Here is a 22,377-nt window from a genome sequence, read left to right on the forward strand (position 1 = left end):
AACTCGGCATTGTAATGAGTGAACTTCTTTGTCAGTCCTTCCATACCATGTGCTTGGTACCAACCGACCCAACGTCTTACTGTTGAGTATTGCAGGTCGTATTTTTTACTTAATGCAAGATACCCCAATGCGCCACTTAAATACTCTTGCACTACACGGTATTTAAACTCTTCTGTATGTTTAGCCATTAAAAAACCCCAAAAGTTGGTGTCCAACTTTTGGGGTTCAGTTTATTGACCTGGCTTTTTTTCATTCTGCATCAGCTTGATTCGCTGGAGCCGCTTTTTGAAACGCTTCTAGCGCAAGACAGCGCTGATTAATTTCCATAATAATAGGCATCCCACTCAAATCAGCTTGGAATCGTTGCGCGTTATAAATTTGCGGTATCAGAAAACAATCTGCCATACCAGGTTGATCGCCAAAACAAAAATCACCACGTTGTGGACTAACCGCCAAACGCGCCTCAATTGCTTTCAATCCAACTTCACACCAATGACGATACCAGGCATTTTTTTGCTCATCATTAATTCCAAAATTAGCGCTCAAGTACTTCAGTATCCGTAAATTATTGACTGGATGAATATCGCAAGCGATCGATAATGATAATGCGCGAACGTAGGCACGATCAGCAAGATCAGATGGCATTAAAGCGATCGCTGGATACTTCTCCTCTAGGTACTCAATAATGGCGAGCGACTGACTTAATGCCAACTGAGTACCCTCATGTTCATCTACCAGTGCGGGCACCAAAGACTCGGGGTTAATTGCGCGGAACGATTCAGAAAATTGTTCGCCCCCATTCTTCACCAAATGAACTGGAATTTGTTCGTAATCTAAACCCTTTAAGTTCAATGCAATCCTTACACGGTAGGAAGCTGAACTACGAAAATATCCATAAAGCTGCATAGTTTTCTCTCTTATATTTTTTTAATTAAGCGATCAGATTATGATCAATCTTTTCAAATAGCTGTTTTAATCGTGCATTACGCTGTTCAGTTTGTATGGTTGGCAAGCTCAACAGCGACAGCAGCAATTGTTGCAATTGTTGTTGATGATCGCCATTCTTCATCGCTTGCTGCAATACCTCTACCTGCTTTTTCAATCGTTCACGTGCAAGCTCTGTGGGGCTATCAATTCCAAGTAAAATCTCTAGGTGCAAACAATACTCATCCCACAAACTGGCATTCGCTTGTATAACCTTCTCAAAATCTTTTGCGTTCTCTGATGTTACTGTTTGCGCAAATTTGAATCGCGTCTGCAAAGCTTTAACAAACTTGTTCATATTCAAAGTGAGTGCCTTCCATTGTGTAACAAGCACATCACGCTGCGCGCTTACATCATCATTTTGCAAAACAAGTTGCTCTAACAGCTGACACAAATCTAGCGCGACGAAAAATTGCTCAGATTTACGTTGGCGCTCCCGCGCTTGCCAATCCGCGATAAACGTATTCAACTTCTGAATTTGTTGCTGCAACTCTTGCTCTAGCTGCTGTTCCAGCGCGCGAGGCACATGTCCTATCGCTCGCCATTTGGTCATCGCAGAATCAATTAACTGACGCGCCTGCAATGGATCTTGGCAATTCGCATTCGTTAATTCGGCACAAATTGCACGCTTGGCTTGCAGATTAAATTGACGCTGTTGATCAGCGGTTTCTGCCAGTGAACGTTTTTTCTCAAAAATGGCATCGCATGCAGCACGAAACCTCTCCCACAATGCTTGCTCATCTTTGCGTGACAAGGGTACTGAAATTGCTTGTGTCTGCCAACGTTGTTGTATGCTGCGCAATTGATCCATTGAGGACTTTTGCGCAAAATCTAATGACTCGACCTCAGCAATCATATCTTCGCGAGATTGGATTTCTTCTTGCTGCCTTTGATCAAGCGGCGTCGTTAAAGCAAGCAATAGTTCTTCAAACTCTTTATCAAGACGGTTTTTTTCTTTTCGATCAACAGGACCTATCTTTCTCCAGGACTGGCGCATTTGCAGAATTTTTGCATGCAAGGATTTCCAATTTTGTAGGTCATTCAAATGTTGCTGTACATCGATTCTACATTGCGACAAAAGTGCTTCTGCGTTCGCTAAATTTGCTCGACGTAATACCGCTTGCGCCTGAAAATGCTGTGCCGCTGGTGCATAGACATTGCTACATGCAGCATCAAAACGTAACCACAATTCTCTCGGCGCCCCGCCACTAAGGTCCATTTGACGCCATTGCTCGCGCAAAGCAGAGACAGTTTCAACAATTTCTTGTGGCGACAAACTTAATGATGCCAATTGCTCTGCTGTATTCACCAATTCATCGCGCGACACATTACCGCTCCACTTCGCCCATGAAACTAAGTGCGCAAACTGGCTACGAGCGGTGCTCAAGCGTTCTTTCAATTCCGTATTTAAACGCGGCTGTCCTTGTTTTTGCTTGTTCTGTTTTATATCAATATGACGTAACTCACGCTCATATTGACGAGCAATGTGCAAAGACCCTTGTTCTAAGGCTGCCTCTAGTTTTTCTAAATTTTGTTCTAGTTGCGCTAGGCTCATCGCAGGTATCTGGGTCGTGACCTCAGGCGCTTTGTTTATTTGATGGAGCTCAACGCTGTTTGTCACTTGGAGATCTGACTGAGAGTCTGCCTTTACTTCTGATTTGAGATCATCTGACGTATGCGCGATTGCCGCTACAGTGGTCGCTTCATCACTAGATTGATGTGGTGTAGCGAAGTGCGAAGTTTCATTCGAAACCTTCGCTAATCGCATTCTGTTTACTGCTTGTTCGAGCTGGTTTAGTTTCGCATCTGTATCAGATAACAAGTGCTTCGGTAGCGAAGCAAATAAATCGCTCTCTGCGGCGGACTGAAGAATCAGCTTCCATCTCGCAATTCGCGTTGGAATTTCATCGTTGGATAAATCTTGCGTCTGATCGATTTCTTGACTGACCTGAAGTAACTGTCTTTGAAGATCCAATTGCGCATTCAAGCGCTGTTGAATGGCATCACGCTTAGCCTTAAAGTTTTTTGAGATTTCATCAGTAATCAAACTAGATTCCGAGCCACTTTGGGCAGCAATCGCAGCAAATTGTTTATCTAAATCAATCAATTGATTCGCCAAAATTACGCTCTGCTCCAGCAAAGCGTCGGCTTTTTCCAAGCACTTCAGTGCTGACTGCTCAATCTGTTCTTGCTGATGTATCTGCTCAAGACGGGCTTGCATCAGCTTGGCCGTACGTTTATCGATATTGCGCGTAATTTGTAAAGCACGCTCCAAACTAGCTGATGAACTTAAATGTTGCGCCGCGAGAAAGCGCCCATCGGCAAAATCGCATTCTGCCAATAGTGCTAATAGATTGTCCTCGTTGCCAATACTTGTTTGAATTTTTTGCAGATAGGCTTGGCGCTCTTGTTCTTTTGCTTTTTGTTTATCTTCAATAGCTGCCTTGCTTAGTGAAGTTGGTAACGCGATCGGCTCGGTTGATGATGGAGTAGGCTTACGTGCAATAAATTTAGATAGAAATTCAAACATATCGGTTTTGAAAGTTGGCAGCAAATAGAGAAAGTAAACATCATAACAAGACTTATGACCGTTTCGCAAAATTTGATCACCGACGATCAGCAAGCAATAACAAGGAAAAAACACTAAATCTCAAATCATTGAAACATCTTGTTGCAATTTTAAGTGCCCTTATTGTCTGCAAATGCATAAAGCATCGCGTTATTAGCTAACCGACAGTTCTCGGATTCAAATAAAGGAAACGATCATGAAAATCCAAGTCATCAGAAATCGGCTAATTAGCATCATTTGTCTATGTGTGGCTGGAATCAGCCTATCTGCTCAGGCATCTAATGGATATGACCGCGACGACGGGAGCAACAAATACGATAGAGGCCATCGCTCCGAGCATTTCGAACGTCAAACACCTCACTACCAACGCCATCACCCTAAATATGCGCATGTCTATTATCCAAGTTACAGCGCATATTACTCCCCACACTCAAGAACTTGGTTTTGGTTAGAGGGTGCGCGTTGGCACTCTGGGGTGCGTCTCCCCTTCCATATCAATTTGCAAGTTGGTGGCATTCCTATACAACTAAGTAGCGCGATTCCTTATTACGAACACCGTTATATAGAACGACGCTATCCTCGTCCTATCTATATTGAGCGCGATCGTCACCATCATAGACACCACGACAGACATTATCGCCCTTGGTAACAGGTGTATTTGCTGTATTTCTGATATGCAGTCCGCTGCATATCAGATCACACTCCATTCTTGCTTCCTTTCTACCACTCCCCACCCTAACATTCGGTGCTAGAATAATTTCACCAGCTCCTGCAATGCAAGCATTATGCGATTGAGCAATAGTGTTAATATAAATCACTAAATTACAACAATGTTTCATATTTCTCATTGAAAATCATTACACTATTCCCATAGGAGATTTTTCATCATGAACAAGAAACATCGTTATGTAGACCTTCATCAAATCAGTCCGGGCGAGATCCTCGCTGATGATTTGCTCGATAAGCTTGGCCATGTGTTACTTCCCGCAGGAACCGAACTGACAACATCGATGTTGAAAGCAATTGCGAATCACGACATTCACCAACTGCCTTTGCACTATGTCACCGATCCAGATTCAGTCGAACCGCAGAAAGAAGATGAAGATTCCATCGAACAGCAACTCGATAGAGTCAATCATTTATTCCGACATTCGCCTCGCGAAGGAGCTACTGAAACGCTAAGAAACTACGTCGAATCTTATCGTCGAGGAGACGCATAATGGCTAGCTTAATCAACGATCCCAATGACGATCAAATTTCTATTGAAGAAGTCATCAATAAAATCAATGATCTTCCCAGCTTGCCAGAGCTAGCACGCGAAATGTTGAATGATTTGAATAACGAGGACATCAGCCTTGAATCGATAGTCGAAAAAGTCGCCATGGATCAATCGCTAGCCGCAAAGGCGATTCAATTAGCGAATACGTCCTACTATGGCAACAATTCTAAAGTTGTTACGATTCAGCAAGCGGCATCGATGTTAGGCACAAAGAATCTGAAAGACTTAATCCGTACAACTATTTTCAATAAAAATTTACCGATTGCGCGTTGTCGAGGCTTCGACAACAAGAGCTTTTGGCGCCACAACATTGCTACTGCGATCTGTGCTGAAATCATTTCTAGAAAACTACACTTGAAGCACGATTTTGCATTCACCGCTGGTCTACTGCACGATATAGGACGCTTAGTTTTAGTAACAAAATTTCCCAAACACTACGAACAAGTAATTCACTGCGCCCTGGAAAATGACTGCGAATTGATTGAAGCAGAGCGCGCCATTCTCGGTGTAGACCACGTCGGCGTTGGACTTATCTTGGCTTTGCAATGGAATTTCTCTGACGTCATTCAAGATGCGATTCGTGGACACCACACACCGAACGATGAAGAGCTGCATCCGATTGCTTCAATTATTCATGTGGCAAACGCAATCGTGCACGCACTTGATTTAAGTGAATCTGAAGACGACTCCGTGCCTGCCGTATCTCAGTATGCATGGGACAATTTAGGCTTAGATGAGGCAAGCTATCACGCCATATTTCACGAGACCGAACTACGTTTCGAAGCGATGAATCAAATCTTGCAATAAGTAAGATCCAGTTCGTGCCTACACCAGAATGATCTACATTGTTAATTCGAATATTCGTCACTAAGTTTGTCAATTTGCGAATAAAATAGACGATATTTTTTCAATATTTCCCACCGCGTTACAACTGAGGCTACTTTGGAACACTTTAAGGACTTTAGGCACACCAACTTCAAGGTAGGGGATATCCAGCTTTTTAAGAATATCAGTAAAGATGAGCTCTTAAAGATAAAGCAGCAACTCGATTACTGCCCGGTAGTTACTGCAAAATCTGGCGAGATCGTTCTAGACAGTCAAAGCTCAGGCGCATGTTTATATGTTGTACTTTCCGGCATACTCGCACTGACTTCCAATACATCGAAACGCCAATTAGAAAATTCTACTATTCAATATTTCGCTGGTGAATGCGTTGGTGAAATTTCTGTGTTAGATGAAGAAGCCAGCACTGCGACAATTGCCGCCGTGACAGATGCGCAACTACTGCTAATCGATTCAGTTATCATGTGGCGCTTAATTGATGATTCAAACGGCGTGGCGCGCAATCTTTTGCAGTTACTTTCATTTCGGATTCGCACCACGAACGCGCAGTTACGTAATCGTCAAAAAGTTGGTGAGTTTTATCGACAATTATCGATGGTTGATGGCTTAACGGGATTACATAATCGATCATGGCTCAATACCCAACTACCTGGCCTAATTGAAAATGCGCATGCAACTCAAACAGAGCTGAGCATTGTAATGGTCGATCTTGATCACTTTAAAAAATTTAATGATCAACACGGACATGTGATGGGAGATGAGGCCTTGCAAGTTGCGGCAAAAGTTGTCAGCGCAGGTTTGCGTCCGAGCGACTTCGCAGCAAGATACGGTGGCGAAGAAATGATCATTATCTTGCCCAATACCAGCAAAGAATCGGCTTTAATCGTGGCTGAACGTCTATGCGATCGAATTCGGCATGCACAAGTATTCAAAGATTCAGACCAAGCACTACCGCATATCACCGCATCACTTGGGCTTGCAACGCTAACAGAGGGTCAAGATGGTTTAGCGGTCATTTCAAGTGCAGATGCGGCGCTATACCGTGCAAAAGAACGCGGCCGAAATCAAGTTGCACTATAAAAAAAGCGCATTTAAAAATGCGCTTCTTTTTTGCTAGGCATGTTGATTTTTGATTCAACTATACCTAGCTATTTTTCGTCAATCTGAAATTAGAAACGGTGACGAATACCAAATTGCAATACACGACCAGATTCACCAGGGAATTCGGTAAAGCCGCCAGAGGCACTTGCAGCGCCTGGAGCGTATTGTCCATCATTTTGGTTCTTGGTGTAACCAACAACCGCATAGAGGTCAGTACGTTTAGACATATTGTAGTTATAGCCTAATGCGTATTGCGTCACATCGCTGTTCGACAAAGTTCTATCATCTTGTACGCTATATGAAGCCATCACTCGACCATTACCTAATTTGTAGTGCGCGCCTAAGCTGTAGCTGTTCGCATCGAGCTTGAAGTTTTTTGTGATATTGGTTCTAAAAATCGTTGTCCATGCAGCGATTACTGGTGCAGGTACGCCACCAGCGCGTAAGCCTGGCGTGATTTCTAAATCCCATGCATCAAAAAATACTGGCAGGAGAATCGAGTTCTCATTGCGCATTGTTTGATAGCCAGCAAACAATTTGAAATCATCAAATGCATAAGAACCACCAACTGTAGTCGTTACCAAACCAGTTGAACCATCGGTGTTTGTACCTCTGTTGTAACCAACACCAACATCAAATCCATTTGCTTTGTAGCGAACATTACCAGCGATGAAATCTTTATCTAAGCCAATGTAGCCAGAATTTTTAAAGCCATACATCAAAGAACCACCAAAACCATTTGGCAATTCAATGCGATATTGCACAGATTTATTTGAGCGAATCGCCATACCAGCCGTCAACAAACCGCCAGTACCACCAGTGATGCCGCCCCAGCTACCTGCCATGCCGCTTTCAAACGCGTCAGCAGAATTGAAAACTTCGTAAGCTGGTGTGTACATACGACCTGCTAACACAGCACCAACAGGTGTAATCAAACCAACCATCGCCATACGATCAAACAAGCCGCCATCAGGTCCGCCGCCTCGAGCCAAAATCAATGGCGAAGTCGCATTCACGTTGTATTTCGGTTGCAAAGCTGAACGTACGCCAGCCAAAGTTTGTGCAGCGGCACCTTTCAATGCAGCGCTACCAAAATCAGGAAAATTCATGCCTTTAGTCAAGGCATATCCTTGGTAATCACTTAAGTTACCAGTTTTGTTACTACCAGTATCTACTTCAACCCGCGCTTCCAAATTAAAAATGGCTTTGTATCCGCCGCCCATGTCTTCAGTACCTTTAAAACCGATACGAGAGCCATCAGCGATACCACTCACCATTTTAGTTTGAGTATCTTTGCCAAGCTTACTTACTTGAATACCAGCATCCAGAATGCCGTACAAAGTTACATTGGTTTGCGCCAAAGTTGGCATTGCAAAGCATGTACCTAATGCCATTGCCAAAAGTTTCATTTTCATTTTTGTTGTCTCCATGTAGATACTTAAATCAATCCAAAACGAACGTACGTACTAATTTCATTTGTTAAAATATGACATTGATCTTTGCCCTTGTATAGGATCGAAGTGAAGTTTATAAAGCATGTCGTAAATTTTACATACATAAATTACTAGCCTTTAGTTTCACCCTACACATCGCAAAATTCACCGTTTTTCTCTATGAAAAATCGTTAATTTCATATCGAGATCAGCATCGCCACAAATTCAATTTCCCAGCAATTTTGGTTCTATTTTTTCGAGTACATATTCTAATTTTCAGTGTCGTTTAATTGCACCTTGCACACCCCATTTTGAATTCAATGGCATATAGTGAAGCTCTCAAAAAGCACAAGCGTTCGTTTAGCAACAATCCAATAATTAGTCAGGAGACAAAATGCGTCATTTAAAATATTCACTCACTCTTATAGCTGCGGCAGTTCTCGCTGGATGCGGTGGCAGCGGCGGTAGCGGCGCAACTGATCCTGCACCAAAAATCAAATTTACTTCGCAAGTCACATTTGGCGACAGCTTAAGTGATGTTGGCTCTTACAAGGTTGGCACAGTAGCAGCATTAGGCGGTGGTAAATACACGATCAATAGCGCTACTGCGAAAAACTGGACAGAAATCGTTGCCGCAGATCTTGGCCTATCAGCGCCATGTGCAGCACAAACAGGCTTAGAAGGTCTCGCATCACAAGGCTTTAATGTGCCAGTAAAAAATAATGCTGGTTGCACAGGCTACGCACAAGGTGGTGCTCGCGTCACAAATCCAGTTGGACCTGGTAACAAGTTATTGGGCGGCAACAATGCCATTTTGGGGCAAATGACCGTACCTGTTGTTAAACAAATCCAAAATCATTTAGATGCGAATGGCGGTAAGTTTTCAGGAACAGAAATCGTCTTCGTCAGCGGTGGCCCTAACGATGGCTTTATTCAAGCTAGCACTTTGTCCGCAGCAGCGACAGCAGCAGCAACAGCGGCAGTAACAGCCGCAGTGCCTGGCCAGATTCAAAAAGATATCGCAAGTGGCGTATGTAAACCAACAGACGCGCAAGCAAGTAACTGTATCGCCGCAGCAGTCGCAACCTTGACACCAACGGTAGGCGCAAGCGCTGGTGCCGCATACGCAAAAGCCAATGCGCAGACTTATGTCGACGCGATGGGTACAGCGGGTACTGAGCTGGCTAGTTATGTCAACAATATGATTCTGGCAAAAGGCGCGAAGTATGTCGTCGTGGTCAACATGCCAGATTTGAGCAAGACACCAGATGCATTGAAACAATCTGCAGATACGCAAACTTTGCTGAATGGTATGACTGTCACATTCAATGCACGTTTGTTAGCTGGCTTGGCTGGCAATGACAATGTTTTGTTTATTGATTTGTTCACACGCTTCCGTGATCACGCTGCAAATCCGAGTGCATACGGAATCAGCAATGTAACAACACCTGCGTGCGATTTGACACCAGCAAAAAATCCTTTGGGCTCTTCCTTGGTATGCAGTGTTAACAACTTGATCGCTGGCGATACAAGCAAATACTATTTTGCAGACAATGTGCATCCAACTCCGCTTGGACAATCTCTATTCGCAAGCTATATTTCAGAAGAATTAGCAAAGCGCAAATGGAAATAATCACGAGCTAAAGTTATTTGCATCGACAAAAAAACGGGAAGTTTACTTCCCGTTTTTTTATGTCGATTCATTCGCTCGATGACACCCAAGATCCATCAAAAATCTCGACCTTGGTTCACCTGCCTTAACCAATGATCAAGACTCCATTTACCCGCGCCAAATACGATCACCAGCATTAATAACACAGCCCAATAAAAATGATCATTGAGCCCGGCAGGACACTCTAGTTCCCATAGAATTGGATAAGAAACAACCGCCATTAAATTAACGAATAAAAGTGCAAGAGCGGACAAACTTGAGAACAAACCAAGGATCAGCAAAATCGAAAAAAGTAATTCAGCACCGGTTCCTAAATACGCAGCTAATTCCGGTGACAAAAATGGCACATGGTATTCATCTTGAAAAAGTGAGATCGTCGATGGCCAATCACGCAATTTATTCAACGCCGATTTCAAAAACTGCCAGGCAATAAATCCACGCAGTACAAAACTAATTACATCGCTTGTATATCGATGCAGCAAGGCATCGCAGCGCATCAATAATCGATGCAAATTAAGAAAGTGATTCATAGAAGTCCAAAACAATCAAATGAGATTGCATTAGTCGAATTGGAACTACGTGTTCTTACATGTCGCTTACATTTTGCTTCTATTTAAACTTGATAAAAACTACTGAACGCGCCAGCGCTAAACCACTTCGATAGAGCTGTTGCGATATCAAATTCCGCATCTATCGCCAATGCAGTATCTAATGCTGCTTCAAGCTTGCAGCCTTGATTTAATCTAGATAGCGCAACATATTCCGCATGGGTCAATGCAAGCACATCGACTTTCCATTCTGCGCGACTGACTAAAGCAAAACTTGCTTGCTCCATTGTGATTTGAAATTGCATTTCCGGCTCATCGATCGACGCGTCCATATGCGCTAGGTAAATCTGAACGGCAGCGTCATTGTCACAGAATAAGCTAGCGGCAGGATGAAAACGCAAACTAAATTCGCTTGCACTTTGCCCACAGGTATTCAAAAATTCAGCCAAGCTGATAATCTCAGCATCGGCGCAATAATAAGCTTGATGCACTAGCCATTCTAGTTGCGCAACCGAAGAGAAATAAGGGAATGCTTTAACGCTAGGTTCTTGCTCTAAAAATTCTGGAAAATGTTGACCAAACCGATTTAAATCACCAGCTAAAGATGGGAATCGCTGGCCATACAGAATCGCCAACTGATCAAAAAAATGCCCCCCCACCAATTGATCTATCACTGGATACGCATTGCGCAGGGAATTACTCCAAATCGCTTGTAAATTTCCACGATAAATACGAACACGCTCAGTCAATAACTCAACATCACCAGCAAATAAAGTCGATGGGACATCAAGCTGTTCAGCCAATAACATGGCTGCAAAACGCTTCTGTGTAACCTCTAAAAATTTACTCATGTGACACGCAAACAGGCTGGCGGAAAGTATCTATTTTATTCGCCTCATTCAACAGAACGGACAAGCTTGGTATTTGCGTATCCCACTCTATCAATGTTGGGATATTTGGACTAATACTTGAACATAGCTCTCGATACAAATCCCAAACTGGCTTGGCGACGCAGCTACCATGATCATCAATCACGCTATGCGATAATTTTGTATGCCCTGCCAAATGAACTTCACCAATAATATTTTTCGGCAGTTTCGCGAACGCAGCAATTGCTTGTCGCGCATCCTCTTGATGATTACATTGATTGACATAAAGATTGTTCACGTCCAACAAAATCCCACATCCGGTGCGCTGGCTCAAAGCAATCAAAAATTCAGACTCAGACATCGCATCGTCGACATATCGCAAATAAGTAGAGACGTTTTCTACCAGTATTTGACGCTGCAAAAAGTTCTGCATATAGTCAACTCGTTCGCTTACTAAGTTCAATGCTTGTTCTGACAGCAATAGTGGTAGCAAATCATTCAAATGTCTGCCAGCGATACTTCCCCAGCACAAGTGTTCTGACACTAACGCTGGCTGCACTCGATTTACTAAACTTTTTAGTTTTTTTAAGTGATGTTCTTGGGTTCCATACACCGAACCCAAGCCCAATCCGACTCCGTGCAAACTGATCGGGTAACGTTGTGCTAACTGATCCAACACAAATAAATCAAAGCCACCCTCACCGAAATAATTTTCCGAGTGAACTTCCAACCAATCGATATTCACTGCAGAACTTAAAAACTCTCGATAATGTGGCGTGCGCAAGCCTATACCTTTACCAGATAGCTTAGTCATAGGCTTGCCGTCAAAATTTCTGAATCAATTAAGACTTTGGTGCTTCTAATTTTCCGCCCATCTTTTCACATGTGCCTGCTGGTACTTTCTTCCATTCATTTGGATCCATGTCTTTTTTAGCTTGGCCTGCACAAGAATGACTACCGCTCTTGGTTGCGCAATCATTTTGGCCAGCTTTCGCAATTCCATAACATTTTTCAGTTTTGGCTGGTGCATCCATCTTCTTCGCATCTTGTGCCATCACAGCTGCCGAACCCATCAAACCCGCTAATGCAACTGCGATCATCGCTTTATTACTCATTATCTTCTCCAATCAATTCATAAAAGTTAAAACTAAATTCAACTCATCTCATATTATTTAAGACAAGCAACTCAACTGCCAACAGTAGTCGATTAAAACTTTGCATCCTTACACACAGGTATATAAATTTCCGCGCATTTTGATTCTGCCTCGTTTCAAATGGTGAGTAAAGAGTAAAAGTCCGACCTGAAAATAGTGTATCCTGCCAATTTTTATTGGCTGAATTCAGATTGGAACATCATGCAAGAAATTTCCTTCGCCGTGAATGGTGAATATGTCGAGTTAAATCAATTACTCAAATTGGTAGGTTTGTGTGACAGTGGTGGTGCTGGCAAAGTCATCGTTGCCAGCGGAGACGTTACAGTCGATGGAAAACAAGAGTTAAGAAAGACAGCAAAAATCCGCCCGGGACAAGAAGTATGTCTAGGCGATATCAAAATTCTTGTCACTACGGAATGAGTTGTAGAAGTCAAAAATCAACAACTCAAATTTGAACGTACAATAAGATACTCAAGAAATCAGGCAAGCTCAGCGTTTGCCTTTTCTTTATCAACAATCGCTATTTGATTCGCGATCATAAATTGCGCAAGCATATTATCCATGGTATCTACATGATGTTCGAACCACAAAGGCAACTCTTCTGCCAGGCTTTGTCCTAAATCATGTTCACCACCAGCATAGCGACGACGCACCTCTTGCATGACCTGCAACACAGCGTCATGCTCACCTTGATGACAGCCTGCCGGTGGAAATGCAAAATCGCGCATCCATTTATTCTCTTGTTCAAAATGTTCAATCGAATGTGCGATCAAGGCATCTAATCGATCAAGATACGGTATTTCAGACTCACTCAAAGACAGCGCGCCACACAGCGCAACAAACTCTTGATGTGTTTCATCCATAACATCATGTTTCAAACTCAAGCGATCAGACCAAGCCCAATTTTGCTTCGACATACTTATTCCTTATTCTTTACTTCTTATTCTTTAAATCGATTCATCATAGCGATTAAATCAAATTCTTCATGCTTCACTTTTGCAGTGAATCCAAGTTGAGCATCATTATCTCGCAATCAGTAAAAGCGCGCTTGAAGTAAAACAAGCCGATAACACCTTCTTCGCATCAAAAATACAAATAAAAACAGCGCTAGAAAGCGCTGTTTAAAACCTATTTGGCATTGAAAACTGACCGACTAATTCGCTAAGAAACTTCTTACTCCCAGCGACTATGCTTATTCAGCTTCAAATTCAGATTAAGCTGTCGTATTAATATTACGACCTAAATTTGGTGGCAGATTTGGTACGTTTGCGTTTGAATTAGGGATAGCCTCGATCAAAGCAGTCGCACTCTCCTCGCTGACATCAAGCGCTTTTTTCAACACAGCAATGCTAACTTCTTGTCGTACGCCGACATCAGCGATTGTGGTTGCAGATCTTGCAATTCCGGACACGTCCATGACAATTCTCCTTATCTACAAACCTAATAACGGACAAAAACACCAAATACTTTAGGCTTCTAAAAAAATATTTGCGTAAATTAGTTCAATAAAGACGAAATTGATAGCAGCAGTAAAACACATCACCATCTTATTGCAAATTTTTCCAGTCACACGCCAGATTCCCCGCTGATAACTCTTGCAATATCCAATCTAATATCGATTGAGGAGAATTTAAATCTAACCACATCAATTGTTCAGGGCAGTCGACTGGCCTAGCTATATCAGAGGCAACGGCAATAACATGATCATCATTCGCATATATCGCAGGCTTACCTAAAGAAGGTCGATACACCTCGACTTTTTTCAAATTGGCCCACTTATAACCCTCAACCAAGGTGAGATCAGCGGGTTCAAGTTGTAGCAATAATTCGCCCAAACTAGGTTCTGGTGTTGATCGTAATTCTTTTACAATGGCATATCGATAAGGCGATGCCAACAGAACTTGCCCGGCACCGGCGGTACGCAATCTTGCACTATCTTTATGCATGGGCTCTAGACTCACATCGTGATGACTATGCTTTACGACATTAATCAGTTTGTCTGACTGCGACAACTGTTTCACCAAATATTCAAGCAGGCTTGTCTTGCCACTCCCCGACCACCCTACCACACCCAAAATAGCTGCATGCATGATGAAACCCATCGACAAAAAAGGGGAAAGTATACCGAAATACTTTCCCCTAAATTAATTGCGTGCTTATTTCAAATCAAGATTAAAAATAAATCATGCATACACCAACTTAGCCACTATTACGTAAACCAGCCGCAATACCATTAATTGACAAATGAATCCCACGCCGCACGCGTTCATCTTCGTCGCCATTACGATAGCGTTTTAAGAGTTCAACTTGTACATGATTTAAAGGCGATAAATACGGGAAACGATTGACGATAGAACGCTTGAGCAATGGGTTATCCGACAAGAGATCTTCACGGCCTGAAATCTGCTTCAAAACAGCAATTGTCAATACATGTTCCGCTTCTAAACGTGGGAAAATGCGATTGCGTAATTCCTCATCTTTCACCAATTGCGCATAACGACTCGCAATTCCAATATCACTCTTCGCCAACACCATTTCCATATTCGACAACACAGTCGAGAAGAACGACCATTCTTTAAACATCGCTTGCAGAGTCTCCAAACCATTGCTTGGATTCGCCTCCAAATACTGCTTCACCGCACTACCAAATCCAAACCAGCCTGGTAGCATCAAACGGCATTGTGACCAACTAAACACCCAAGGAATCGCGCGCAAATCTTCAATCGCGGTCGACTTCTTACGCGATGCGGGGCGACTGCCAATATTCAAACCAGCAATTTCTGAAATGACGGTCGATTCCCAGAAATACTGTTCAAAACCTTCGGTCTCGTACACCATATTTCGATACGCTTTAAAGGCGTTTTCGGACAAGGCTTCCATGGTCTTGAGAAATTCTGGACGTGGTACTAATTCCGTATGCGAGAGCAAACTCGCTTCCATCGTTGCTGCTGCCAAGACTTCTAAATTGCGACGCCCCACTTCAGGATTCGCGTATTTTGCGGTGATGACTTCACCTTGCTCAGTCAAACGAATTTGGCCTTGGACCGCTCCCGCAGGTTGCGCCAGAATCGCTTGATAGCTAGGACCGCCACCACGACCAACGGAACCACCACGACCGTGGAATAAGCGCAAACGCACTTGATGCTTGGCGAAGACTTCGACCAAATCAATTTCAGCTTTGTACAATTCCCAACCGGAGGTCAAGAAGCCGCCGTCTTTATTACTATCTGAATAGCCGAGCATGACTTCTTGCGCATTGTTTCGACTCGCCAACAAACGTGCATAAGCCGGGATCGCAAACAATCTATCCATCGCAGGCGCGCTGTTTTGCAAATCACCTATCGTTTCAAACAGCGGAATAATATTCACATCAAGACGCGCTTCGGCAGGATGCAATAAACCAGATTCTTTCAATAGTAAGGCGAGTTCCAACATATCGGAAACACCGTCGGTCTTTGAGATAATGCAATTCGGCACCGCCCCCTTGCCGTAACGCTGTTGCGCTGTACAAGCCGCACGATAAATCGCCAGCTCAGATTGAGTTTCTTCGGAATACGTTAGATACGGTGACGCCAATGGGCGTGAAGAACTAATTTCAGCCACCAAGACTTCAATCCGTTGATCTTCATTCAATGACAAATAATCCATAGTTGGATTCGCTGCTTTAAGCAACTCTGCCACCACGCGCTCATGTACATCCGAATTTTGACGCAAGTCTATCGGTGCGAGGTAGAAACCAAACACACGAACTGCACGACGCAGATGACGCAAACGACCACGGGTGATACCGATCGAGCCATTGTCAGATAAAGATTGATGAATCACATCGAGATCAGCGACTAATTCTTCTGCGCTAGCATACGCATCGGCGATACCACAAGGTGCGATTACAGGATCAAGTCCCAGCAAGTTTTTAAAGGTACTTGCCAAGCGAGCATAAACGCCGCTGACTGCCAAACGATACGGTTCATCCGCACGATGTGGTGAGTGATCGGGAGATCGTTCAGACAATGCCACCAATTCTGGAGATACTTTCACCAGCAAGGTCGCCATCGACAATTGCGAACCCAGCGTGTGTAACTCTTCCAAATAGAATTTGAAAGCACGCGTCGATTGCATGGTTAGCGTTTTTTCCAACACACTGGCTGTCACAAATGGATTACCGTCGCGATCACCACCAATCCAACTACCCAATCGCATAAAACTTGGCAATTCCGTCTTCTCGAACCGCTTATCTTTACTGGCGAGTAAATCTTCCAAGCCTGCATACAAATGCGGCAATTCGCGCAAGAAAGTATAGTCGTAAAAACTCAGGCCATTTTCAACTTCATCGAGCACGGACAGTTTCGACATACGCAACATACGCGTCTGCCACAAAGTCAATACTGCACGTTGTAAAGCATCTTCGTTAGCGCGTGATTCTTCTGGCGTCAATTGCATACGATCACGTTCATCCAATAAACGCGTGATCACCATTTGGCAATTCAAAATACTCTTACGCTGAACTTCTGTAGGATGCGCGGTCAATACGGGACTGACTTCGGCGGTTTGAAAAAAATTGGACAGATTTTCTGCCGCATTCTCGCCCGAAAATAAAGTCTCTATCGTATGTGCCAAACTTCCACGACGCGGCGCCGAGCCGGCGATCAAGTGGGCGCGAGTACGACGAATATGATGCTGATCTTCCGCTAAATTCACTAAGTGGGAAAAATAACTGAAGGCACGAATCAAATGCGTGGTCTGATCATTGGTCAGCGTATCTAAGGTGTTTTCCAATTCTGCACGCGCCGCGACATCGGCATCGCGACGAAAACGAATGGAGTTTTGACGTACCGTTTCAATCAGCGAAAAAACTTCTTCACCGTGTTGATTTCGCACCGTGTCACCCAAAATGCGCCCAAGGCGGCGGATGTCTTCACGGAGGCTCTGGTCTTTATCGTCAGCGATATCGTTCATGATCAGCTTTAAATGGTTTTAGGGAATATGAAAAGTAATTAGTTTATGCGAGTTGGTGCAAATAAAAAGTTAAAACATCTTAACAAAGCTCATCGTGCTTTGGCTGGTATATCAGCTTCAGTCAATATAAATCAAATGCCTACAATTCTTGTTGAGGAAAATAGTCATAGGTCCAAAAGAAATTCCTCGAATTTTTAGGGCTGGAGCAACTGGTAATTCCAACTTCAGTTAGTAGTTTTCTTGAGCGTTTCCGCGTCGACTCCCTTCTCCCGCGAGCGGGAGAAGGGTTGGGGATGAGGGTGATTCAGAAAATGGCTGATTATTAAAGTCGTCCAAGCTGATTATTGACAAATTATAGCGTCGATATAGCGTGTATCATCTGCTGAACCGCCCTCACCCTAGCCCTCTCCCGCTTGCGGGAGAGGGAATTACTCACGTTAACGATGGCGCTTGGTCAAAGCTTTTAGCAAACCCTTGGTTGAACTATCGTATTCTTCTTTGACCGCTGCAGGATCGAGGCTGATCAATTGTTGCGCCAAGGATTTACCCAATTCGACACCCCATTGATCAAACGCATTGATATCCCAGATCACCGATTGCACAAATACTTTATGTTCATATAGCGCGATCAATGCGCCAAGTGAGCGCGGCGTCAATGAATCGAGCAACAAAGTCGAGGTCGGACGATTGCCTTCAAACACACGTGGCGCCAACATTTTTTCAGGTAGATCACCTAATTCTGCACGCACTTCATCGATGTTTTTACCCCATGCCATCGCTTTTGATTGCGCGAAGCAATTCGCTAACAAAGCTTGGTTATGACCTGGCAAGCCCGCATCATCATCGGCGACGACGATAAAATCGGTAGGAATAATCGTCGCGCCTTGATGCAGCAATTGGAAGTAAGCATGCTGACCATTGGTTCCCGCTTCACCAAACAAAATTGGTGAGGTCGTGTAATCGACGCGCTGACCTTCACGCGTGACCGATTTACCATTACTTTCCATTTCTAATTGTTGCAAGTAGGCTGGCAAGCGTGTCATACGTTGGTGATACGGCGCGATGGACAAAGCTTGTAAGCCAAGGAAGTTGATATTCCAAACGCCAATCAATGCCATCAAGACGGGCAAATTCTGCTCTAACGGCGCTTGCGCAAAATGCAAATCCATCTCGTGTGCGCCAGCCAACATCTCTTCAAAACGATCTGCGCCAACGTATAAGGCAATCGACAAACCAATCGCGCTCCACATCGAGTAACGACCACCCGCCCAATTCCAAAATGGGAACACATTTTCTTCTGCAATACCGAAGGCCGCCGCCGCTTTCACATTGGTACTTAAAGCGACGAAGTGTTGACGAATTTGATCTTCAGGACAACCATGATTCAACATCCACTCACGTGCTGTACGGGCATTGGTCAAGGTCTCCATCGTCGTAAAAGTTTTAGAAGCGACCACGATCAGTGTTGTTTCTGGATCGGCGTTTTCTAAAGAATCAGCTACGTGGCGACCATCGACATTCGAGACAAAATGTAGCGACAGATTTTTTTGCGACCATGGTGCCAAAGCGATGCAAGCCATTTGTGGACCGAGATCCGAACCACCAATACCGATATTGATAATCGTGCGAATTGGCTTGCCGGTGTAACCCAACCAGCGACCTTCACGTACCGCGTCGCTGAAACTGCGCATTTGCGCTAAGACACTGTGCACATCTGCCGCAATATTTTCGCCATTGAGCATAAATTTCTCGCCCTTAGGCAAGCGCAATACGGTGTGTAAGACGGCGCGATTTTCCGTATTATTAATTGCTTCACCGCGCAGCATTGCATCACGACGTGATTCCACTTCTTGTTGGCGCGCTAAGGCTAACAAATTGAGTTTCGCCGTCGTGTCCATGCGTTGTTTGGAATAGTCCAACAACATGCCGCAAGCAGAAGCAGAAAAGTGCTTAAACCGCTGCGGATCAGCGCGAAACAACTCTTTCAAGCTCGGCATATTATTCGCGCGTTGCTGTAACAAACACCACAATGGAGTACGAGAAACTGAGATAGCCATGATCAAACAATCTGAGAAAAATGAATTAAAAACCGAACTACTAAAATTTACTTACCTGCCGCCGCTGCCTGCGCTGCCAATTGTCCAATTGCCCCCCAATCATTTGTACTGATCAAATTCGCTGGACACATCCAAGAACCACCAACACACAAAACATTCGATTGCTGCAATAAAGTCGACGTCGATTCCACCGTAACGCCGCCAGTCAAACAAAATTTCACATCGGGAAATGGTCCACCAAGTGCTTTGGCCATCTTCACGCTACCGACGATATCGGATGGGAATAATTTGACGACATTGAATCCATTTTCCAAGGCCAGCATCAAATCACTTGCACCACCCACACCCGGGAAATAAGGCAAACCAGACTCGGCAGCTGCTTTTGCTAATACTGGCGTAATCCCTGGACTAATACCAAACGCCGCACCTGTATTGCGTACCGCATCGAGTTGCGCTGGCGTCAAAATCGTTCCCGCACCAACGGTCACTGTTGGACATGCCTTTACCACTTCACGCAAGACTGTCATGGCGTTTGGCGTGCGCAAAGTAATTTCAACCGCAGGCAAGCCATTTTCTGCCAAGGTCGTCACGCAACGAATCGCTTGATCCACGTCATCGGTTACCAAGATAGGCAGCACGCGTACTTGTGCCAGTTGAGAAATAATCGTTGCTGTCGTTATCATAGTCGTCTCAATATGAAAATTAAATTAGCCTGAATTAAATAAACAAAGTCGAAGCGCCCTGCTCTGGCGATGTGACGACGCGACGTTGCGCGACAAACAAATCACGTCCATAGCCGTAGCTGCTATCGATACCGATACTTGGATTTGTACGACTTGCCCACACTGCGTCACCGACCAAAGCACGCAATTCACCGGTATGCACGTTCAGTTCAATCATGTCACCGTCACGTACTTTACCGAGTGGTCCACCTTGTGCGACTTCAGGGCTCACATGCAAAGCGGCCGGAACTTTGCCCGACGCGCCAGACATACGACCATCGGTGACCAAAGCGACTTTGTAACCTGCCGACATCAAACTGCCGAGCACGGGTGTGAAGTGATGCAGCTCCGGCATTCCGTTCGCTTGTGGACCTTGGAAGATCACCACCGCGACGAAATCTTGGTTCAATTGCCCTGCTTTATAAGCATTCACTAGTGCGTCTTGTGATTCAAAAACCTTGGCTGGTGCGCGCACTATCCAAGCTTCTTCCGGTACAGCGGAAGCTTTCACGATGGCTCGACCTAAATTACCTTGCAATAAACGAAGGCCACCTGTTGCAGCAAATGGCTCATCTACATTACGAACAACCGCTGGGTCACTGGATTTTTCTGGATGCGCAACAAATGCTACTTTTCCATCTTTTAATTCTGGACGTGTTGTATGCGAGGCCAAACCTTGGTCGCCAAAAATCGTCATCACATCCGCATGCATCAAGCCTTGCGATAACAACTCACGGATCACGAAAGTTGGACCACCTGCATCTTCGAAGGCATTGACGTCCGCAGTGCCGTTCGGATAAACCCGTGTCAATAATGGAATCACTGAAGACAATTCATCAAAATCTTGCCAATCAATGAGGATGCCTGCCGCACGTGCTACCGCAATCCAGTGAATTGTGTGATTGGTTGAACCGCCCGTCGCTAACAAAGCAATCACCGCGTTCACTATCGTTTTTTCATTCACCACGTGACCGATAGGACGATAGTTGCCGCCCGCTTCCGTCAACTTCAATACTTGCTCAACTGCTGCATCAGTCAAGGCATGGCGTAATGGATCGGATGGGTGTACGAACGCCGCGCCTGGCAAATGCAAGCCCATCGCTTCCAACAACATTTGATTACTATTCGCAGTACCATAGAAAGTGCAGGTGCCCGCGCTATGATAGGCCGCACTCTCTGCCGCCAACAATTCTTCTTTAGTCGCTTTACCTTGGGCATAGCGCTCGCGTACTGCTGCTTTTTCTTTATTCGACAAACCTGAGCCCATAGGACCGGCGGGAATAAATACTGTTGGCAAATGACCGAAAGCCAAAGCGCCAATGAGCAAACCCGGCACAATCTTGTCGCAAATACCCAAACACAAAGTCGCATCGAAGGCATCGTGCGACAAAGCAATTGCGGTCGCTTGCGCTATCACATCACGCGAGAACAAAGACAATTCCATACCTGGTCGGCCTTGCGTGACACCATCACACATCGCTGGCACGCCGCCTGCCACCTGCGCCGTTGCGTTGAAGCGCAGTGCGGCTTCCTTAATCTGATCAGGGTAAGTGGCATAAGGCTGATGGGCGGACAACATATCGTTGTAGGCAGTCACGATACCGATATTCGGTTTTTGCGCCTGGTTCAGCCAGATTTTGGTTTTGCTATCCGCTGCCGCATTCGCATGCGCTTGATTAGCGCATGACAAGCTGGCGCGGCGTGGGCCACGATTGCGCAACTGCTCTAGGCGAGCTAAGTATTCAGCACGCAAAGCTTTACTACGCTCAGTAATGCGCCGTGTGACTGCATCAACCACCGCGTTGATTGCAACTTGTTGAGTTTGTTGTCCAGATGTCGTCATAGTTTTGTGGGGGTATCTAATTCGAATAAGTGAAAGATAGCACAAAAACAGAAAAATACTGTAACAAACTTTCAGAAAAGCGATATTTTTTCATTTAAAACATAAAAACCATCAAAAAAATCGTAATGAAACTACATTTTTGAAGAAATATGGTTTAAGCTATGGCATAATTTATGACGTTAACTAAGCATCAAACGAATCTAAAATTTAAACCTCTCGACACAGAGGCACAGAGCTATGGAGAAAAGCAGGAGATAAAAAAAAGAATATCTCTTGTTTTTCACTGTGTCTTATGAAGACATGCCCTTACCCCTGTGTTGAACGGCTTGAAGAATCTTTTCACCCAT

General features: G+C 44.4%; 21 protein-coding genes. 6 read left to right on the forward strand and 15 right to left on the reverse strand.

The genetic code is table 11. From position 1 onward, the window contains the following. The 3 genes from KDM92_RS17245 to KDM92_RS17255 all read right to left on the reverse strand — a co-directional run. Positions 1 to 188: helix-turn-helix domain-containing protein (locus tag KDM92_RS17245; protein WP_212685626.1), on the reverse strand; the 188-nt coding region annotated here is incomplete at its 3' end. A 61-nt stretch (positions 189 to 249) separates the two neighbouring features. Then, complete coding sequence (maiA, locus tag KDM92_RS17250; protein WP_212685627.1) at positions 250 to 906, reverse strand: maleylacetoacetate isomerase; 657 nt, start codon at positions 904 to 906, stop codon at positions 250 to 252. A 25-nt stretch (positions 907 to 931) separates the two neighbouring features. Continuing rightward, entirely contained in the window at positions 932 to 3,514 is a 2,583-nt protein-coding gene (locus KDM92_RS17255; RefSeq protein WP_212685628.1) for a DUF349 domain-containing protein, read from the reverse strand. A gap of 514 nt (positions 3,515 to 4,028) precedes the next feature. Here KDM92_RS17255 and KDM92_RS17260 point away from each other — a divergent pair. From KDM92_RS17260 to KDM92_RS17275, 4 genes are all read left to right on the forward strand, one after another. Continuing rightward, the gene (locus tag KDM92_RS17260; RefSeq protein ID WP_212685629.1) at positions 4,029 to 4,202 is read left to right on the forward strand and encodes a hypothetical protein; all 174 of its coding nucleotides are present in this window, start codon (positions 4,029 to 4,031) and stop codon (positions 4,200 to 4,202) included. A 238-nt stretch (positions 4,203 to 4,440) separates the two neighbouring features. Then, on the forward strand, positions 4,441 to 4,773 hold the full coding sequence (locus tag KDM92_RS17265) for a hypothetical protein (protein ID WP_212685630.1): 333 nt from the start codon (positions 4,441 to 4,443) through the stop codon (positions 4,771 to 4,773). Further along, entirely contained in the window at positions 4,773 to 5,639 is an 867-nt protein-coding gene (locus KDM92_RS17270; protein ID WP_212685631.1) for an HDOD domain-containing protein, read from the forward strand. The genes KDM92_RS17265 and KDM92_RS17270 overlap by 1 nt, the downstream gene beginning before the upstream one ends. 135 nt (positions 5,640 to 5,774) lie before the next feature. Continuing rightward, positions 5,775 to 6,755, forward strand: a complete 981-nt coding sequence (locus KDM92_RS17275; RefSeq protein WP_212685632.1) for a GGDEF domain-containing protein — start codon at positions 5,775 to 5,777, stop codon at positions 6,753 to 6,755. 89 nt (positions 6,756 to 6,844) lie between these two features. On the opposite strand, the gene KDM92_RS17280 is transcribed toward KDM92_RS17275, so the two are convergent. Further along, the gene (locus KDM92_RS17280; RefSeq protein ID WP_189344678.1) at positions 6,845 to 8,191 is read right to left on the reverse strand and encodes a porin; all 1,347 of its coding nucleotides are present in this window, start codon (positions 8,189 to 8,191) and stop codon (positions 6,845 to 6,847) included. 412 nt (positions 8,192 to 8,603) lie between these two features. Between KDM92_RS17280 and KDM92_RS17285 the strand changes: the two genes are divergently transcribed. Next, positions 8,604 to 9,842, forward strand: a complete 1,239-nt coding sequence (locus KDM92_RS17285) for an SGNH/GDSL hydrolase family protein (RefSeq protein ID WP_212685633.1) — start codon at positions 8,604 to 8,606, stop codon at positions 9,840 to 9,842. A 95-nt stretch (positions 9,843 to 9,937) separates the two neighbouring features. Here the strand turns inward: KDM92_RS17285 and KDM92_RS17290 are convergent, their stop codons facing one another. From KDM92_RS17290 to KDM92_RS17305, 4 genes are all read right to left on the reverse strand, one after another. Continuing rightward, entirely contained in the window at positions 9,938 to 10,411 is a 474-nt protein-coding gene (locus tag KDM92_RS17290) for a DoxX family protein (RefSeq protein WP_212685634.1), read from the reverse strand. Between the two features lie 83 nt (positions 10,412 to 10,494). Continuing rightward, positions 10,495 to 11,280, reverse strand: coding sequence for an HvfC/BufC N-terminal domain-containing protein (locus tag KDM92_RS17295; protein WP_212685635.1), 786 nt, complete (start codon positions 11,278 to 11,280; stop codon positions 10,495 to 10,497). Beyond that, entirely contained in the window at positions 11,273 to 12,112 is an 840-nt protein-coding gene (gene bufB, locus KDM92_RS17300; protein ID WP_212685636.1) for an MNIO family bufferin maturase, read from the reverse strand. Before bufB ends, KDM92_RS17295 begins: the two co-directional genes overlap by 8 nt. A gap of 28 nt (positions 12,113 to 12,140) precedes the next feature. Continuing rightward, positions 12,141 to 12,413, reverse strand: a complete 273-nt coding sequence (locus tag KDM92_RS17305; protein ID WP_189344682.1) for a BufA1 family periplasmic bufferin-type metallophore — start codon at positions 12,411 to 12,413, stop codon at positions 12,141 to 12,143. A gap of 240 nt (positions 12,414 to 12,653) precedes the next feature. On the opposite strand from KDM92_RS17305, the gene KDM92_RS17310 reads away from it, so the two are divergent. Further along, positions 12,654 to 12,872 (forward strand): RNA-binding S4 domain-containing protein, encoded by a 219-nt coding sequence (locus KDM92_RS17310; protein ID WP_212685637.1) that lies wholly within the window; start codon positions 12,654 to 12,656, stop codon positions 12,870 to 12,872. Positions 12,873 to 12,931: 59 nt separating this feature from the next. Here KDM92_RS17310 and KDM92_RS17315 read toward each other — a convergent pair whose 3' ends face one another. From KDM92_RS17315 to edd, 7 genes are all read right to left on the reverse strand, one after another. Further along, positions 12,932 to 13,369 (reverse strand): hemerythrin domain-containing protein, encoded by a 438-nt coding sequence (locus KDM92_RS17315; RefSeq protein ID WP_212685638.1) that lies wholly within the window; start codon positions 13,367 to 13,369, stop codon positions 12,932 to 12,934. 296 nt (positions 13,370 to 13,665) lie between these two features. Then, positions 13,666 to 13,869 (reverse strand): YjfB family protein, encoded by a 204-nt coding sequence (locus KDM92_RS17320; RefSeq protein WP_189344685.1) that lies wholly within the window; start codon positions 13,867 to 13,869, stop codon positions 13,666 to 13,668. 130 nt (positions 13,870 to 13,999) lie between these two features. After that, positions 14,000 to 14,542: a molybdopterin-guanine dinucleotide biosynthesis protein B gene (gene mobB / locus KDM92_RS17325; RefSeq protein ID WP_212685639.1), complete on the reverse strand. Its 543-nt coding sequence runs from the start codon at positions 14,540 to 14,542 to the stop codon at positions 14,000 to 14,002. Between the two features lie 109 nt (positions 14,543 to 14,651). After that, on the reverse strand, positions 14,652 to 17,408 hold the full coding sequence (ppc, locus tag KDM92_RS17330; RefSeq protein WP_212685640.1) for a phosphoenolpyruvate carboxylase: 2,757 nt from the start codon (positions 17,406 to 17,408) through the stop codon (positions 14,652 to 14,654). 437 nt (positions 17,409 to 17,845) lie between these two features. Further along, entirely contained in the window at positions 17,846 to 19,459 is a 1,614-nt protein-coding gene (pgi, locus tag KDM92_RS17335; protein ID WP_438947489.1) for a glucose-6-phosphate isomerase, read from the reverse strand. A gap of 53 nt (positions 19,460 to 19,512) precedes the next feature. Next, the gene (gene eda / locus KDM92_RS17340) at positions 19,513 to 20,148 is read right to left on the reverse strand and encodes a bifunctional 4-hydroxy-2-oxoglutarate aldolase/2-dehydro-3-deoxy-phosphogluconate aldolase (protein WP_212685642.1); all 636 of its coding nucleotides are present in this window, start codon (positions 20,146 to 20,148) and stop codon (positions 19,513 to 19,515) included. Between the two features lie 34 nt (positions 20,149 to 20,182). Next, the gene (edd, locus tag KDM92_RS17345) at positions 20,183 to 22,030 is read right to left on the reverse strand and encodes a phosphogluconate dehydratase (RefSeq protein ID WP_212685643.1); all 1,848 of its coding nucleotides are present in this window, start codon (positions 22,028 to 22,030) and stop codon (positions 20,183 to 20,185) included. Positions 22,031 to 22,377 lie beyond the last annotated feature (347 nt).

It is taken from the genome of Affinundibacterium baiyunense, assembly GCF_018139645.1.
GTDB classification, from domain to species: Bacteria; Pseudomonadota; Gammaproteobacteria; order Burkholderiales; family Burkholderiaceae_D; genus Undibacterium; species Undibacterium baiyunense.